This window comes from Desulfovibrio fairfieldensis, assembly GCF_001553605.1.
In the GTDB taxonomy this organism is placed as follows: Bacteria; Desulfobacterota; Desulfovibrionia; order Desulfovibrionales; family Desulfovibrionaceae; genus Desulfovibrio; species Desulfovibrio fairfieldensis.
Genome location: NZ_CP014229.1, coordinates 2,656,668 through 2,672,957, shown reverse-complemented (window position 1 = coordinate 2,672,957; position 16,290 = coordinate 2,656,668). Strand labels below are relative to the sequence as shown.

The 16,290-nt window shown below is 62.1% G+C and carries 12 protein-coding genes; 3 read left to right on the top strand and 9 right to left on the bottom strand.

Features of this window, described 5'->3' with window-relative positions; genetic code table 11:
* Positions 1–271: 271 nt before the first annotated feature.
* Positions 272–2,191, bottom strand: coding sequence for a molecular chaperone DnaK (gene dnaK, locus AXF13_RS11305; protein WP_062253346.1), 1,920 nt, complete (start codon positions 2,189–2,191; stop codon positions 272–274).
* A 330-nt stretch (positions 2,192–2,521) separates the two neighbouring features.
* Here dnaK and AXF13_RS11300 point away from each other — a divergent pair, with 330 nt between their 5' ends.
* On the top strand, positions 2,522–3,361 hold the full coding sequence (locus AXF13_RS11300) for a split-Soret cytochrome c (RefSeq protein ID WP_062253344.1): 840 nt from the start codon (positions 2,522–2,524) through the stop codon (positions 3,359–3,361).
* A 125-nt stretch (positions 3,362–3,486) separates the two neighbouring features.
* Here the strand turns inward: AXF13_RS11300 and AXF13_RS11295 are convergent, their stop codons facing one another.
* The 8 genes from AXF13_RS11295 to AXF13_RS11265 form a co-directional block, all read right to left on the bottom strand.
* Entirely contained in the window at positions 3,487–5,169 is a 1,683-nt protein-coding gene (locus AXF13_RS11295; protein WP_062253342.1) for a methyl-accepting chemotaxis protein, read from the bottom strand.
* A gap of 344 nt (positions 5,170–5,513) precedes the next feature.
* Positions 5,514–7,112, bottom strand: a complete 1,599-nt coding sequence (locus AXF13_RS11290; RefSeq protein ID WP_062253340.1) for a methyl-accepting chemotaxis protein — start codon at positions 7,110–7,112, stop codon at positions 5,514–5,516.
* Positions 7,113–7,156: 44 nt separating this feature from the next.
* Positions 7,157–7,444 carry a hypothetical protein gene (locus AXF13_RS17150; protein ID WP_190276350.1) on the bottom strand — a complete coding sequence of 96 codons (288 nt, stop codon included), beginning with the start codon at positions 7,442–7,444 and terminating at the stop codon, positions 7,157–7,159.
* A 209-nt stretch (positions 7,445–7,653) separates the two neighbouring features.
* Positions 7,654–8,466 (bottom strand): ZIP family metal transporter, encoded by an 813-nt coding sequence (locus AXF13_RS11285; protein WP_062253339.1) that lies wholly within the window; start codon positions 8,464–8,466, stop codon positions 7,654–7,656.
* 277 nt (positions 8,467–8,743) lie between these two features.
* Entirely contained in the window at positions 8,744–9,352 is a 609-nt protein-coding gene (recR, locus tag AXF13_RS11280) for a recombination mediator RecR (RefSeq protein ID WP_009302846.1), read from the bottom strand.
* 6 nt (positions 9,353–9,358) lie between these two features.
* Positions 9,359–9,670 carry a YbaB/EbfC family nucleoid-associated protein gene (locus AXF13_RS11275; RefSeq protein ID WP_008682006.1) on the bottom strand — a complete coding sequence of 104 codons (312 nt, stop codon included), beginning with the start codon at positions 9,668–9,670 and terminating at the stop codon, positions 9,359–9,361.
* A gap of 21 nt (positions 9,671–9,691) precedes the next feature.
* Complete coding sequence (gene dnaX, locus AXF13_RS11270; protein ID WP_062253337.1) at positions 9,692–11,593, bottom strand: DNA polymerase III subunit gamma/tau; 1,902 nt, start codon at positions 11,591–11,593, stop codon at positions 9,692–9,694.
* Positions 11,594–11,679: 86 nt separating this feature from the next.
* Positions 11,680–12,600, bottom strand: a complete 921-nt coding sequence (locus tag AXF13_RS11265) for a branched-chain amino acid transaminase (protein ID WP_062253335.1) — start codon at positions 12,598–12,600, stop codon at positions 11,680–11,682.
* 262 nt (positions 12,601–12,862) lie between these two features.
* Here AXF13_RS11265 and AXF13_RS11260 point away from each other — a divergent pair, with 262 nt between their 5' ends.
* Together AXF13_RS11260 and AXF13_RS11255 are read left to right on the top strand one after the other, a co-directional pair.
* Entirely contained in the window at positions 12,863–13,945 is a 1,083-nt protein-coding gene (locus AXF13_RS11260; protein ID WP_062253333.1) for a hypothetical protein, read from the top strand.
* On the top strand, positions 13,942–15,918 hold the full coding sequence (locus AXF13_RS11255; protein ID WP_062253332.1) for an Hsp70 family protein: 1,977 nt from the start codon (positions 13,942–13,944) through the stop codon (positions 15,916–15,918). The genes AXF13_RS11260 and AXF13_RS11255 overlap by 4 nt, the downstream gene beginning before the upstream one ends.
* Positions 15,919–16,290: the final 372 nt, after the last annotated feature.

Below are 16,290 nucleotides of genomic sequence, written 5' to 3'. Positions count from 1 at the left end.
CGGTGCTGCGGCGCCTGATGAACCTGAGGACGCTGCGGCGCGGGCCTATGGGCGGCCGGAGGATGCCCGTCCGGCGGGGGCGGGGGCCCCTGGCGGCAGGCGGCCAAGCTGAAAAAGGCCGCGATCAACAGGGCAGGGGTACAGAAACGCAAAAAATGACGCAGGCTACGCATGGCGGCTCCTCCGGAAATAAAAAAGGCCTGACCTTTTACGGTCAGACCTTTTTAGTACAGCGGAAGCCTACTGGCAAGCCGGGCAACCCGGCCTGAGCTTATTTCTTAACTTCGGTGTAATCGGCGTCCACCACGTCGTCGTTGCCGCCGGCGGAGGAAGCGCCCGCTCCGGCGTCAGGGCCGGGCTGGCCGCCCGCGGCCCCGGCATTCTGCTGGGCCTGCTGCTGGTAGAGCTGCTCGGCCAGCTTGTGCGAAGCCTTGGCCAGTTCCTCGGTGGCATTCTTGATGGCCGTGGCGTCCTCGCCTTCCATGAGCTTGCGCAGAGAGGCGATTTTGCCTTCGATGTCGCTCTTCACGGCGGCGTCAGCCTTGTCGCCCAGGTCGGCCAGGGATTTTTCCGTGCCGTAGATCAGGCTGTCGGCATGGTTGCGGGCCTCAATGAGCTCCTGCTTCTTTTTGTCGTCGCTGGCGTGAGCTTCGGCCTCGCGCACCAGGCGCTGGATGTCCTGCTCGGACAGGCCGGAGGAAGCCGTGATCTTGATGGACTGTTCCTTGCCGGTGCCCATGTCCTTGGCCGAGACGTTGACGATGCCGTTGGCGTCGATGTCGAAGGAGACCTCGATCTGCGGCACGCCGCGCGGCGCCGGCGGAATGCCGGTGAGGTCGAAGCGGGCCAGGGTCATGTTGTCATTGGCCATGGGCCGTTCGCCCTGGAGCACATGGATAGACACCGAGGGCTGGTTGTCCGCCGCCGTGGTGAAAATCTGGCTCTTGCGCGTGGGGATGGTGGTATTGCGCTCAATAAGCTTGGTGAACACGCCGCCCATGGTTTCAATGCCCAGGGAGAGCGGCGTCACGTCAAGCAGCAGCACATCCTTCACGTCGCCGGTGAGGATGCCGCCCTGGATGGCGGCGCCCATGGCCACGACTTCGTCGGGGTTCACCGAGCGGTTGGGCTCCTTGCCGAAGAATTTGCCCACCACCTGCTGGATCAGAGGCATACGGGTCATGCCGCCGACCAGGATGACTTCGTCGATCTGGTTGGGGTCAAGGCCGGCGTCGGTCAGAGCCTTGTTGCAGGGCTCAATGGTACGATCCGCAAGATCGCTGACCAGGGATTCCAGCTTGGCCCGGCTGAGCTTGATCAGAAGATGCTTGGGGCCGTTCTGGTCGGCGGTGATGAAGGGCAGGTTGATCTCGGTCTCCATAGCCGTGGACAAGTCTTTCTTGGCCTTTTCCGCGGCTTCCTTCAGGCGCTGGAGGGCCATGCTGTCCTTGGACAGATCAATGCCGTTTTCCTTTTTGAATTCTTCCACCAACCAGTTGATGATGCGCTGGTCGAAGTCTTCGCCGCCCAGGAAGGTGTCGCCGTTGGTGGCGCGCACTTCCACGACGTTGTCGCCCACTTCCAGAATGGAAATATCGAAGGTGCCGCCGCCCAGGTCGAAGACGGCGATCTTTTCATTGGCTTTTTTGTCCGAACCGTAGGCCAGGGAGGCGGCCGTGGGCTCGTTGATGATGCGCTTGACTTCCAGGCCGGCGATGCGGCCGGCGTCCTTGGTGGCCTGGCGCTGGGCGTCGTTGAAGTAGGCGGGCACGGTGATGACCGCTTCGGTGACCGGCTCGCCCAGATAGGCTTCGGCGTCGGCCTTGAGTTTGGCCAGGATCATGGCCGAAATCTCGGGCGCGCTGTAGATGCGGCCGTCCACTTCCACCCCGGCGTCGTCATTGGGGGCCTTGGTGATGAGATAGGGGGAATGCTCTTTCCAGCGGTCGACTTCAGGGCTGTCGAATTTGCGGCCCATCAGGCGTTTGATGGCGAAAATGGTGCGTTTGGGGTTGGTCACGGCCTGGCGCTTGGCGATTTCGCCCACCAGCCGTTCCTTGTCGGTAAAAGCGACCACCGAAGGGGTGGTGCGGCCGCCTTCGGGATTGGTGATGCATTTGGGGTCCTTGCCCTCCATGACGTAAACGCAGGAGTTTGTGGTACCCAGGTCAATACCGATGATTTTGGACATATGTGTATCCTCCTCAGGGAAATATAAGTCTTGTCGAAATCATGTTTCCCGCGTCGCGGACGGCGTCGGCGCTCTCTTCCGTCAGGCTGCCGACGCGGGCGAATCCGTCTGTTCCGGGGCTGCCGGCGGACGTTGAAAAATACAAAGTTTCAGGCGGCCGTGCCGCGCGGAAAAGAATGTAAGTCCTTCTTCGGCCGCGTCCAGTGGCGGACGGAAAATTTTTACAAAAAAACCTGTTTTCCGTGGGGATTCCGTTGACTCGCTTTTCCATGCAATGCTAGTGATTTTTTTAACAATAGGGATTGGATTCCTACAAAGGAGGAGAGCATAATGGACTGCAACAGAAGGCATCTGCTTTGTGGACTTGGAGGGCTGGCCGTGGGGGGCGCCGTGGCGGGGCTGGTCGCTCCGGCTCTGGCCGCGCCGCAGGCCGCGCCCGCTCCCGGTGAGCGTTTCGCCCAGGTAGGCGGCGAGTTCGGCTGGCAGCCGCACAAACTCAATGCTGACGAATGCGCGCCCGTGGCCTATGAAGGCTACTGGCACAAGGGCTATGCCTGCGGTTACGGCGCGTTTTACGGCATCATCGGGATGATGGGCGAGAAATTCGGCGCGCCGTACAACCAGTTTCCTTTTACCATGCTGGAAGCCAACAAGGGCGGCATTTCCGACTGGGGGACCATCTGCGGCGCGCTCTACGGAGCGGCGGCGGCCTTTGCCCTGTTCTGGGGCCGCAGGGAGCGCACCCCCATGGTCAACGAGCTGTTCCGCTGGTATGAAACCACGGCCCTGCCCATCTACAATCCGGGCGACGCGGCCACGGGCTTCAAGGGAGCCCTGCCCACCGGCGTTTCGGATTCCGTGCTCTGCCACATTTCGGTATCCAAATGGTGTTACGAAAACAAGATTGAGGCCAGCAGCAAGCAACGCAGCGAACGCTGCGGCCGCCTCACCGCCGACGTCTGCCGCAAGGCCATTGAAATCATGAACGCCAAGATCGAGCAGGGCAAGAATTACAAGGGCACCTTCCCGATCCGGAAGGCCGTGGCCGGTTGCGGCGAATGCCACATGACCAAGGGCAACGAGGCCAACTGGAGCAAGGGCGTCATGGACTGTACTCCTTGCCACAGCGGCGGCAAGGCTGTGGCGGACAAGTTCAAGGACCACCCGTAGGAGAGGGATGCGGACCTCCGCGAGCGTCGGCACTGCCGACGCGACCCGAAAAGCGCAAGAGGCCGGAGCATTGCTCCGGCCTCTTGCGTTGCGCATTTTAATGATGTTGCGACAACCGTCGCGGGTCAGACAGCCGGAGCGGGGGATGCCTTGAGCTCGCGCGGCCCGTCTTCACTCTGCAGGGCGGCTGTTGTTTCGGTCTCCTCCACGCGGATTTCATTCAACAGTTCTTTGAGGACATGGGCCTGGTCCGTCATTTCCCGTACTTCCAGGGCGGCCTTTTTCATGGCTTCGGCCATGGTGGCGCTCAGGACGTTCACGTCGGAAATATGCCGGTTGATTTCCTCGGCGGCGGCGGACTGCTCCGTGGCGGCGGTGGCGATAGCCGCCGCGCGGCTGCTGGAATCCTCGGCCAGGGCGGAGATCTCTTCCAGCGAGCGGCCTGAATCCTGGGCCATGCCGGTCACTTCCTCAATGGCGGCCACGGCGTCTTCCACCGTGGTGGCGCTTTTGTCCGTACCCTGCTGGATGGCCTCTATGGCGGATTCCACCTCGCGGGTGGCGTTCATGGTTTTTTCAGCCAGTTTGCGCACCTCGTCGGCCACCACGGCGAAGCCGCGCCCGGCCTCGCCCGCGCGGGCCGCCTCAATGGCCGCGTTCAGCGCCAGCAGGTTGGTCTGGTCCGCGATGTCGCGGATCAGGGTGAGCACCGTGCCGATGTCGCGGGACTGCTGGTCCAGGCCCGCCATGTCCTGTTTCAGGCCCAAAGAGCGTTCCTGTACGGATTTGATGTTCTCGATGGTGCGCAGCATCAGGCCCGTACCGCCCTGGGCCCTTTCCTGCACCGAGACCGAGGATTGAGCCGCGCTTTCGGCATTGCCCGCCACTTCCAGCACCGTGGAGTTCATTTCCTCCATGGCAGTGGCGGTTTCCGCCATGCGCTCGGCCACCTGATCGCTTTTGACTTTGGTGTCGCCCAGTTGGGCGCTGAGGGCTTCGGCCGCGGCGTTGAGCCCGGTCACCACTTTTTTCAGGCGGGCGTTTACGGAAATGCGGGTGCGCCTGGAGTTGTCTTCCACCTGCTTCAGGCGCAGTTCCTCGGTGATGTCCACGCCCATCTCCACATGGCCCACGGGCGTGCCCTGGGGGTCGAGCAAATAGTGGATGACCATTTTCATGGCCTTGCCGTTGGGCATATGATTGATGACCGTATGCTGTCCCCGGCGCAGGCATTCAATGCCGCAGTTGGGCGTGTCGCAGAGATTGCCCTTGCGGGCCGAGCAATGCCGCCCCAGAATCTCGGCGGGCGAGGCCTTGCCCATGGATTTGAGCGCCGCCGTGTTGCAGAAGGTCCAGTGCATGTCCAGGTCCGTGACGGCCACGGAGTAGGGCATGCTGTTGAGAATGCTCTCGTACCAGTGGGTCTGCTGGCGCAGCTTGCCGACCATGTTCCGCAGGGATTCGGCCAGATGCCCGAGACAGTCCGCGCGGTAAAATTCCAGTTCCCGCTCTTCGCCCCGGCTTACGGCGTCGGCATAGGCCACCAGAGTGTAAATGGGACTGAGCCGACGATGGATGAACACGCCGCCCACAACCGCGATGAGCGCGATGAACAACAGGCTGTACAGCAGACTTTCACGCGCGGAGCTCGCGATCAGCTCGGTGGCCTCCAGGCTTTGCTGGAAACGCAGCAATTCATGGAAAGGTTGTCCCACCAGAGCGTAACCGATGACCAGCAGACCGGCCCAGGCCAGAAGCATGGCGACGACAAACGCAATAATGATTTTAGTGCTGAGCCGTAGACGCATGAAACCCCCTAGGCTGCTGTGGTCCCGGAAGCAAAGGCCGCTTGAAACGGCGGGATACGACATTTCATGTCGCCCGATCCGGCATGAAGCCCAAATAACATATCGCTGCCGATAAGTGCTTTTTCGGACATTGTCCGGAAAACATGATACCAAGGGAAGATTTTTTTATGAGTATGCGGCAGGAAGGCGCCCGCGTCCAGACAAGAGGCGTATTTTCAGGCGCTTTCTTTCAAAAGAGAACAAAAAAAGGCCTGGGCGAAATCGCCCCGGCCCTGGGATTGCCGATAATGATCAGTGGTCACGATATATCACGAACAGCCGGAATTCACTTCCGACCGGCGGATTCAGCTCGCGGCCGTATCGGCCCGATCCGCGCCCCGGGCGCGGATGGCGTCCAGAATGTCCTTGAGCACATGGGCCTGCTCGGCCATGTCCCGTACCTGGCTGGAAGCTCCTTCCATGGCTTCGGCGATGTCCGCGCTCAGATGGTTCACTTCGGAAATGTTGCGGTTGATTTCCTCGGAGGCGGCGGATTGCTCCGTGGCGGCGGTGGCGATAGCCGACACGCGACTGCTGGAATCCTCGGCCAAAGCGGATATCTGCTGCAGAGAATGCCCCGACTCCTCGCCCATGTGTCCGGCTTCCTCAATGGCGGCCACGGCGCTGTCCACGGTTGCGGCGCTTTGGTTGGTGCCCTGCTGGATGGCCTCAATGGCGGATTCCACCTCGCGGGTGGCGCTCATGGTTTTTTCGGCCAGTTTGCGCACCTCGTCGGCCACCACGGCGAAGCCGCGCCCGGCCTCGCCCGCGCGCGCCGCCTCAATGGCCGCGTTGAGCGCCAGCAGGTTGGTCTGGTCCGCGATGTCGCGGATCAGGGTGAGCACCGTGCCGATGTCGCGGGACTGCTGGTCCAGGCCCTGCATGTTATCTTTAAGGCTCTCGGACTGCTGCCGCACCGTCCGCAGGCTCTCGATGGTCTGGAGGACGAGGCGGTTGCCCTCATGGGCCTGGCTCTGCACGGACGTGGCGGCGTCGGCCGCGCCTGAGGCATTGCCCGCCACTTCCAGCACCGTGGAATTCATTTCGTTCATGGCCGTGGCCGCTTCGGCCAGGCGGGCGGCGGCCACTCCGGCCTGGTCCTTGACGCCGGAAAGCGAGGAATGCAGTGTCTCGGCGGTTTCGTTGAGCGTGCTGACCACGCCTTCCAGTTGCGCCACCATGGCGGCGCGGACCTTGGCGGCGGCTGTTTTGCTTTCCTGTTCCAGGCGGATTTTTTCGGTGATGTCCTCGCCGATTTCCACATGTCCGATGGGCGTGCCGGATGCGTCATACAGGTAATCCAGCGTGATCTGCATGGTCTTGCCGTTGGGCATATTGTTGATGACCCGCTTGTTGCCCAGGCGCAGCTGTTCGATGCCGCACTGGGGCGTGTTACAGATATTGCCTTTCTTTTCGGAGCAGTGCAGACCGCGTACTTCATCCATATGAGTTTTGTTCATGGATCTGAGCGAGGCCGTATTGCAAAAAGTCCAGTTCATATTCATGTCCGTGACCGAAATGGCCCAGGGCAGGGTGTTGAGAATGCCCGCGTACCAGTGGGACCGGCCGTCGCAGGTTTCGGCCATTGTCCGGATGGCTCCGGCAAGCGGCTTCAGGCTGCCGGAACTCTCCACATCCAGGCTGGCCGTGCTGTCGCCCGCGCCGACGGCCTGGGCGTACCGCAACATTTTTTTCAGAGGGGCGAGACGGTTGACAATGAACAATGAGCCTATCGCGGCCAGAAGCACGACGGCAATCAGGCCGGGAAGCAAGGCGGCGGCCAGGTCCGGGACCGGCAGGGCGTCGCCCAGGCAGATGCGGCCGCTGACGAACAGCGCCGCGCAGGACAGAATCAGGCCAAGGAGATGGGCAATGACCATGGTAGTACTAAGAGTGAAGCGCATACAGATTCCCTCAAGTGCTGGCCAGCAGGTGACACGGGATTGAACTACGACAGCAGGCGGGCGGAACCGCTTGTGAACCTCCTTTGGCATGGCACACTTTCACCGCGCGGGCATTTGCAAACTCGCGCGGCGGCGCCGTACCGGTTGACTGTTTCGGGATGTCTGGATCGGAAGGATAAACGAGACGCGTGCGCCGGAGCGGCGGCCACAACGTCTTCAGACGGAAGGCGGCAGCGCGTCTCTCTCTCTCTCTCTCTCTCTCTCTCTCTCTCTCTCTCTCTCTCTCTCTCTCGGCATTCTGCATAAAAGATGACAGCGCGCCGGACACGCACGTCGTCTTCGGATAGCAGCGGAAGGGAGTGGATATTTTTCATATAGAAAAACTATGTTATGGGTGGCGGCAAATAAGCTGCCGTGGCTCTCCGTTCATGCCGGAGTGTATTGGGTGCTTCAGATATTTTTTCGGCTGTTACTGATAAATCTTTATACGGAAGAGGATTTTTGGCAAGAAAAACACTCTTTGGGCCGGAAGCGTGCGGCGTCAGCCCACCAGCGCGGACAGCATGATCACCAGGCAGACGCCCGTGATACAGGAAACCGTGGCCAGGTTGCCGTTGCCCGAAGCATTGGCTTCAGGCACGACTTCTTCCACCACCACGTAAATCATGGCCCCGGCGGCGAAGGAAAGTGCCACGGGCAGCAGCCCGGCGGTGATGCCGGCGGCCAGCGCGCCCGGCACCGCGCCCAGAGGGGCGGTAAGCCCGGAGAGCACGCCGTAAAAGCAGGATTTACGCGCGGAAAAACCCTCGGCCCGCAACGCGGTGGAGACCACCAGGCCTTCGGGCACGTTTTGCAGCATGATGGAAAAGGTCAGCACCAGCGCTGTGGCCAGGCCGGAAGCCGCGCCCTGGGCGGCCACGCTTTCCGCGGCCGCCGCGCCGTAGCCCACGCCGATGGCCAGGCCTTCGGGGATGTGGTGCAGGGCCATGGCCGTGACCAGCAGGATGCTGCGCCGCCAACTGGTGGAAATGCCTTCGGCCGTGTCCTGCAACATATGGATGTGCGGCAGCACGCGGTCCAGACACCAGAGAAAGGCCGCACCCAACAGAAGACCGGACACAATGGGCACAAAAGTCAGACGGCCCAGATGCGCGGCGAGCTCAAGCGCGGGCTGCAACAGACCGAAAAAGGCCGCGGCCAGCATCATGCCCCCGGCCCCGCCCAACAGGCAGTCCATGGCCCGGCGCGAGAATTCGCGCCGGGTGAAGATGAGCGCCGCGCCCAGGCTTACGGACAACCAGGAAAGCAGCCCGGCCACCAGGGCCTGGAAAACGGGATGGGAAGCAATAGTCATGGATTCCCCCTGAATGTCCGCCCTCGCGCCGGAAGTTCAGTATCCGCAGTCGGGCGTATTTTCTTTCCGACCGAATGCATCCTTGAAACACTCCGGGGGATTACCGATTATATTTAGAAACGGTTCCTAGTGTCTAATTTGAAAAATTAGACACACAAAATCCGAAGGATTTTGCGGCGGCATAGCCGCCGTGAGTCAGCGAAAAACCATGTTTTTTCGCTGACGATCCTGCAAAAATTGAGAGCATAAATATGCTCGAAATTTTTGCAATCAGACACTAGAGATCCTGCCGGTATTGCAGGGACTGGCGCAGTGTTTCCTTGTCCATGTATTTGACCTCCGCGCCCAGGGGGATGCCCTGGGCCAGACGCGAAACACGGATCTGAGGAAAGCGCTTGCGCACCATCTGGCGGATGAAGGAGGCCGTGTTTTCCGCTTCCAGGGTCGCCCCCAGGGCCAGAATCAGCTCCGTCACCTCGCCCTCGTCCAGCCGCCGCGTCAGGCGGTCCAGATCCAGGCTTTCCGAATCCATGCGTTCCAGGGGGGCCAGCAGGCCGCCCAGAATCATGTACTGCCCCCGGTAAAAGCCGCCCTCGTCCAGGGTCAGCATGCTGTCCCATTCAGTGACCAGACAGAGCGTCTCGCGCGTCCGTCCGGCGTCCGCGCAGACGGCGCAGGGGTCCGTGGAGGACAGGCCGCCGCAGCGCGAGCAGAGGTGCAGATTGTCACGCAGGTCATGGATGCCCCGGCCCAGGCGGCGGGTTTCGGCCTCCGGCCACTTGAGCAGAGTCATGGCCGCGCGCATGGCCGATTTGGGGCCCAGGCCCGGCAGGCGCGCGAGCTGCTCCACCAGGGCCTTGAGCGGTTCGGGAATGCGGCTGTGCATGGGGGCCTAGAACACTCCGGGCAGCTTGATGCCGCCGGAAATATTGTTCATTTCGCGTTCCATGGTCTCGCGGGCAATGCGTCCGGCCTCATTGACGGCGGCCAGGATCAGATCCTGAAGCATTTCCACGTCGCCGCCTTCCAGGGCCTTGGGGTCGATGGTCAGCTTACGCAGCTCCTGCTTGCCGGAAACTTCGGCCTTGACCATGCCGCCGCCGCTGGCGGCTTCGTAGGAGCGCTCGGCCATTTCCTGCTGGAGTTTGGACAATTTGCTCTGCATGACCTGCGCCTGGCGCAGGATATCGTTCATATTCCGCATGTTCGTCTCCTCGGGGCTTCTTTATTTGATTTCCGTACAATGGGCAATGGAGGCCTTGAGCACCTCCAGGCAGGGTTGCAACTCGGGTTTTTTGCTGAACTCCTCAATGAGTTCGGCTTCACCGCGCGGCGGACGCGGGACAATAAGCTCCAGACGCGGCACGCCCGCGCCGAAAGCCGCCAAGGCCGCTTCAAGCACGGCACGCTGCTTCTCCAACTGATGAAGCAGAGTTTGGGCCTTGGGCGTCAGACGCAGAACGTCCCTCTGCCAGTCCACGCCCAGGCCCCGCAGCAGGTGCGGCGGGGGCGCGGGCCTCCCGGCGGCCTGCTCGGCCGCGCAAAATTCACAAAAAGCCTGCCAGTCCGGCTTGAAATCAGGCCAGGGCGCTGACCCGGCGTCCGGTCCTGCCTCCGTTGTTTCGGCAACCGGGGCGACGGTTGCGGGTTCCTGTTCCGCCTCGTGCGCGGCACGGGCCGAACAGGCCGTTGACGCCGAATCGGAAGCGGGCGTCGGCGCGGGCTCGGGGCCCTCCGCCTCGGCCGGGTCTGTCGCCGAATCTATTGCCGAATTTGTTGTCTGTTCCGTTGCCCGGCCTGTCGCCTGACCCTGCGCGGGTGCCGCGCCGCCATTTTCCATCGCACGGGGCCGGGAGAGCGGGCGCGTTGCGTCCGGCTGCGGCGGAACGGCCTGCGAAGGCGTCACGGATTGCCGGGGCCGTTCGGGGTGCGGGGCGTCGGCGAAATTCCCGCTTGCGGGCGCGGCCCGCATGGGCGCATCGGCCGGGACCGCGGCCGCGGGAGCCGCTTCCGGCAGTTTTTCCAACGGCAGCAACTGGGGCAGCAGCGCCAGGTTGAGCAACAGAAGCTCCAGGGCCGCCGCCGGCTCCGGGCTCTGGACGATGCCGCGCTGGGCGTCCAGGGTCATCTGCCAGGCCGCGTGCAGATGACCGGCGGAAAAACGCGGAGCCAGCTCCAGCTGGAAGGCCGCCTCGTCGGCGGGCAGGCGCAGGCTGGGCAGCACTGCGGAACCGCTCTGGCGCAGCAGAAAAAGATTGCGCAGGTTGCCGGCCAGCTCGCGCACGAAAAAGCCGATGTCCACACCCTGCTGGAGAATCTGGCGGGAAAGCGCGGCCACGGCGGCGCAGTCGCGTCCGTGCAGGGCTTCAAACAGCCGGCTGAACAACTCCTGCCCGGCCAGGCCCAGCACTTCGCGGGTGGCGGCCGTGGTCAGGCTCGCGCCGCCCAGGGCCAGGGCCTGATCCAGCAGGGACATGCCGTCGCGCACGCTGCCCGCCGCCCGCCGGGCCAGAAGACGCACCGCGCCTTCCTCAAACTCCGTTTTTTCCTTGCGCAGCACGGAACTGAGGTGCTCGGCCAGGGCGTCCTCGCTCAAGTGGCGGAACACAAAATGCTGGCAGCGGCTGACGATGGTCACCGGGAATTTGTGGGCCTCGGTGGTGGCGAAGATGAAGACCACGCGTTCCGGCGGCTCCTCCAGCGTCTTGAGCAGGGCGTTGAAGGCGTTGCGGGTGAGCATGTGGGCTTCGTCGATGATGAAGATCTTGTAGCGGCCCTCCATGGGCGCGTAGCCGATGGTCTCGCGCAGGGAGCGGGCGTCTTCCACGCTGTTGTTGGAAGCGCCGTCGATTTCAGTGACGTCCACATGCGCGCCCTGGGTGATCTTGCGGCATTGGGCGCATTCGTTGCAGGGCTCCGGACCGGGCGCGTGCTCGCAGTTGAGGGCCTTGGCGAAGATGCGGGCAATGGTGGTCTTGCCCACGCCGCGCGTGCCGCTCAGCAGATAGGCCGCCGCGGGCCTGTCTTCGGCGGCGGCGCGGGACAACACGGCCTTGACCATGTCCTGTCCGGCCACCTGGGCGAAGGTCTGGGGGCGATAACGCGCCGCAAGAGAAAGATGCTTCATGAAACCCTGTCATTGCCCAGGCGCGGCCGGACGGCGGAAAACGGCGTCCGGCCGCGCCTGAAAGCTGGGAAACAGTTTTTTACCCGTTACACGGTATAATGGTGCAGCCAGCCCGCATACTTGGGATTCTCGCCCTTGACCACTTTGAAGAATTCCTTCTGGAGGTGCTTGGTCACCGGACCGGCGTGGCCCGCGCCGATCAGGCGGTGGTCCAGTTCGCGGATGGGCGTGAGTTCCGCCGCCGTGCCGGTGAAGAAGGCTTCGTCGGCGATGTAGAACTCGTCGCGGGTGAACTGCTGCTCTTCCACAGTATAGCCCAGGTCGCGGGCCAGAGCCATGATGGACTGGCGGGTGATGCCGCCCAGAATGGAGGTCAGGGGCGTGGTTTTGATGATCCCGTCGCGCACGATGAAGATGTTTTCGCCCGTGGCTTCGGAGACGAAGCCGCTGGTGTCCAGCATGACGGCTTCGTCGAAGCCCTCTTCCTTGGCCTCGATCTTGGCCAGGATGGAATTGATGTAGTTGCCCGAGGCCTTGGCCTTGGACATGCAGGTGTTCACATGGCTGCGCGCAAAGGTGCTGGTTTTGACGCGGATGCCCTTTTCCAGAGCCTCGGCGCCCAGGTACGCGCCCCAGGGCCAGACAGCGATGATGGTCTGGACGGGATTGTTGCCGGGGTAAACGCCCATTTCGCCGTGGCCCACAAAGGAGAGCGGACGGATGTAGCCCTCGGGCAGCTTGTTGGCGGTGAGGGTTTCAATGCAGGCTTCGGCCAGCTGGTCGGCGCTGTAGGGCAGCTCCATGCGCAGGATCTTGGCGGAATTGAGCATGCGCTTGCAGTGGTCCTGCAGGCGGAAGACCGCGGAGGTGCCGTCGACACAGGCATAAGCCCGGATGCCTTCGAAAATGGCGCTGCCGTAGTGCAGGGCGTGGGTGAGCACATGAACCTGGGCCTGATCCCAGGGAACCATTTTCCCGTCAAACCAGATGAACTTCATTGTCTGCATGGCTAACCTCGTAAAGAGCCGCTGGGTGGAGCGCTGTGCCGGACCGGGCCTTTGCCCGCGCGGCCGCGCAAGGGCAAAAATTTACTGAAAAGCGGCGCGCATGGCAAGCATTGTCGGCGGCCCCGCCGGAACGGATGTGCCGCCGACGGACATTGCCCTCGGGGCTTGCGCGGGATATAGGCGGAATTATCATACCTTGAAAGATGCGGCGGCCACGCCGCGAATCCGGATTGCGGCATGAATTTTTACGGGAGCCCGACAGATGGAACCACAGGAACGAACCCATGAACTTGAAGAACGCGCCGCCGGGCTTGCCGACGGCGTGGTGGAAAAAATAGCTTCCTTTCCCCGGGAATACGCCCAGCATCAACAGTTTTTATATGATCTGAAGACCGAACTCATCGAGCTCTGCGCCCGGCCCGTCACGCGGCCCGGCGCCCGCGACGGCATTCCGGGCGACGACCTCAAGTGGGAGCTGGCCCGGAACATGCCGGACTTTTCCACCGAATCCCTGTACCAGAAGCGCTCTTCCTTTCTGTCCATGGGCGGCATCGTCTTTTTCGGCTATCTGCTGGGCGGCCTTCTGTCCACAGTGCTCGGCTGGCTGGGCATGGGCGGGGACATCATCCGGGTGGTCACGGTCTGGGGCATGTTCTACGTGTCCGAATATCTGTCGGCCAATCCCAAGGCGCGCTTCCGGCTGCTGGCTTTTCTGGGGCTCGGAACCCTGGCGAAATTCACTGTGGATTTGCTGACCGGCATGCTCCAGCTGACCTCCTGGGCCGGGATCAAACGGGCGGTCTTTGGAAGCGGGGGCGCGCCGGGCCTGCTGAAACGCTGGTATCTGCTGCTGGGGGCCGCTTTTCTGTTCGTTTTTCTGTCCAAAAAAGTCACCGCCCTGGACGTGACCGCTTTCAGGCATTCCCTGCGAAAACAGGCTGAGGAGCGGGTGCGCTTCCTGCTCGCCTTTTTTGAGGAGCTGGAACGCCTGGAGGCCGAACTGGCCGCGCTGCAACCCGGCGCGCATCCGGACCGGAGTTCCGTAAAATGCCCCAAAAGCGATTGTCTTCTGGCCCTGGACGTCATTGAGATGCTGGATTCCTTTGACCCGGACACCAGAAAATTTCTGACTGAAAAGCTGGCGGCCGTGGGCTATGTGACCGCCGCACCCGGGGCCGCTACGGACGAATACCTTGTCTGGAACGACGCGGAACACGGAAAATTCTACGATATGATCGGGCTGGTCCGGGACGGGGACCGCTGCCGCATTCTCAAGCGCGCCTATGCGGCGGATGAAAAGATCGTCAAGGGCTATGTGCAGCGGGAGACCGGGAGCGGCAAATGAAAATCATCGGCATTGATCTCGGAACCACCAATACCTATCTCTACGGCGTGGAAAAAGGGGACGCCGCGCCCGCGCCCGTGACGCTGCCGCGCATCAGCGATGAAAACGGCTGCATAGCCACGGTGGTTCTCTATCAGGACGACAAGCCATGCCTTATCGGCAATATCGCGGAGAGCGAGTACCACACCAACCGCGCCCGGCTGGCCTCGCGGACTCTGCGCAGCCAGTTCAAGCCCGAGATTGCCCACGGCGGCTCCGAGGCCATGCGCTGGATGACGGATTTCCTGCATGAGCTGCGCGCGGCCCTGCCCGACGGCGTGCTGGAGCCGGACACCCGCGTTTATGTGGGCACGCCATCCCGGACCAGGGAGGATTTCGGCCTCAATCTGGCCCAATGCTTTGTGCGCGCGGGCTGGCCCAGGCCCACCTTCGTCAGGGAGTCGGACGCGGCCATGATCTCCTGCCTCCAGTCCGGAGCCATCGACATTGACGACATCGAAAACGAAGTGCTCATTCTGGATTTCGGCGGCGGCACCTGTGACTTCACCCTCCTCGAAAGCATGGACGTGCTTCAGAACGACGGCGACCCGCTGTTCGGCGGGCGTTTGTTCGACGATCTGCTGTTTCAGGTGTTTTGCCGGGACAACGCGCTGTTCCGGGAAGAATTGCCCGGCTCCGGCTGTGAATATTACATCCACTGGATTCAGTGCAAAGCCGAGAAGGAGCGTTTTTCAGACGCGGCGGCGCGGGATGAAAATTGCAAAGTCAGCCTGCATGCCTCGTGGCGCGACGCGCACGGAATCAGAAAAGACGCCTATATCCATGACTACACGCGCGAAGCGTTCATCCGCGATGCGGAAAATTACACAGCCACGGACGGCCTGCTGGCCATGCTCGGCCGGTATGCCGACAGGGGCGGCCTGAGCCCGCAGGCCCAGGATATGCTGCGGGGCAAACAGATCGGCCTGCTTTCCTGGTTCAGGAGCATTCTGCATTCCATCCGCGATCACCGGCATATTTCAAAGGTCATTCTCACGGGCGGCAGCAGCCGCTGGTTTTTCGTCAGGGACATGGTGAAAGAGGTGTTTCCCGCCGCGAGCTGCGGCATGAGCGGGCGCACCTATGAGGACATTGCCTACGGGCTTGCCCTTTACCCGGTGCTTTCCGAGTCGCATGCCGCTGTCCGGCTGCTGCTGGAGGAAAAGGCCGGAGCCTTTGCGGACGAGGCCTGCGCGTTCGTGCAACGGATTTTCGCCAAACACGCCCGGCTTGCCGTGCGCCTGTGCACGGAACGGATCGTGGACCGGGACATCATGCCCGTTCTGGAAGAAGCTCAGAAAACCCGGAAAACCGTGGAGCAACTGGAGCAGGACTTTGCGGACAATATCCGGAACGACGCGGGGCTGCTGGCCATCATCGAGGAAAAAAGCGAAACGCTGCGCGCGGAAATCGAATACGAATTGCGGCAGCGTTTCCGGGCCTGGCTGCGGCGGAACGGCGTTTTTCTCGTGCCGCGCGTTGACTTTCCCGCGCGGGCGCTCAGCAGGGATTTTTTCGATGCGATCAGCGTCAAGGTGTCGCGCCTGGGCTTTCTGAACATTATGGATTTCATGGCAACGGCGGTACTGCCGGGCATCGCGGCCTATGCCGTGGCCGGGGCCATAGCGCACACGGGCGAGGCCGTCTCCGCCGTGCTGGGCGGAAGTCTGGCTTTTGCGGGCACCTGGGGCCTGGGCAAAGTGGCCAAGAATTTTTTGTGGAAGCGGAAACTGCCCAAATTCTTTCTCACGGAAAAGAACCGCCGGAAGATCATTGAAAAAAACAAGGCCTATATTGAAGAGGCCCTGGGCAAGGCTTTTGCGGAAGTTCAGGACGGCCTGGCCGACGAGACGGAACGCAAAATCCGGCACGCCCTCTCCTCCATGCTGGCCCGGCTGACGGTGCTGAATCAGGTGCGTTGCGCGCGGCCGTAGGGGCGGCCCCGCGCGCAGGCCAGGCGCATCCAAAAAACGAGCCACGTCATACCCAATTCAATTTATTCAATATATTGATACTCATAATGACTCACCTTTTCAGAATTGGGCAACGCCACCTTGACTCCGCCGGAGCGCAGGCGGATGGCTGGTGTCGGAAGAATCCGGAGAAGAATAAGATTTTCGCGCGCTGCCAAGGAAAACGCCGTTTTTTGCGCGCAAACCGACCGGAAGGCGGCCCAAAGGGCCGTGCTCGTTGGCGAGCCGGGCGAGCCTTACAGGCATCGAGAGCAGAGCTGTACTCAGGTACGTGAGCAGCAAAAAAGCGGCGGATGACGCAGGCGGCGCACGAAAGGCTGTTTTTCCCGGATA

What these genes read in the sequence shown, in the direction of transcription:
- AXF13_RS11300 (WP_062253344.1), top strand. Translation starts at nt 2,522, where the DNA reads ATGGACTGCAACAGAAGGCATCTGCTTTGTGGACTTGGAGGGCTGGCC.
- AXF13_RS11290 (WP_062253340.1), bottom strand. Translation starts at nt 7,112, where the DNA reads ATGCGCTTCACTCTTAGTACTACCATGGTCATTGCCCATCTCCTTGGC.
- AXF13_RS11265 (WP_062253335.1), bottom strand. Translation starts at nt 12,600, where the DNA reads ATGCAGACAATGAAGTTCATCTGGTTTGACGGGAAAATGGTTCCCTGG.
- AXF13_RS11275 (WP_008682006.1), bottom strand. Translation starts at nt 9,670, where the DNA reads ATGCGGAATATGAACGATATCCTGCGCCAGGCGCAGGTCATGCAGAGC.
- recR (WP_009302846.1), bottom strand. Translation starts at nt 9,352, where the DNA reads ATGCACAGCCGCATTCCCGAACCGCTCAAGGCCCTGGTGGAGCAGCTC.
- AXF13_RS11255 (WP_062253332.1), top strand. Translation starts at nt 13,942, where the DNA reads ATGAAAATCATCGGCATTGATCTCGGAACCACCAATACCTATCTCTAC.
- AXF13_RS11295 (WP_062253342.1), bottom strand. Translation starts at nt 5,169, where the DNA reads ATGCGTCTACGGCTCAGCACTAAAATCATTATTGCGTTTGTCGTCGCC.
- dnaK (WP_062253346.1), bottom strand. Translation starts at nt 2,191, where the DNA reads ATGTCCAAAATCATCGGTATTGACCTGGGTACCACAAACTCCTGCGTT.
- AXF13_RS11260 (WP_062253333.1), top strand. Translation starts at nt 12,863, where the DNA reads ATGGAACCACAGGAACGAACCCATGAACTTGAAGAACGCGCCGCCGGG.
- dnaX (WP_062253337.1), bottom strand. Translation starts at nt 11,593, where the DNA reads ATGAAGCATCTTTCTCTTGCGGCGCGTTATCGCCCCCAGACCTTCGCC.
- AXF13_RS11285 (WP_062253339.1), bottom strand. Translation starts at nt 8,466, where the DNA reads ATGACTATTGCTTCCCATCCCGTTTTCCAGGCCCTGGTGGCCGGGCTG.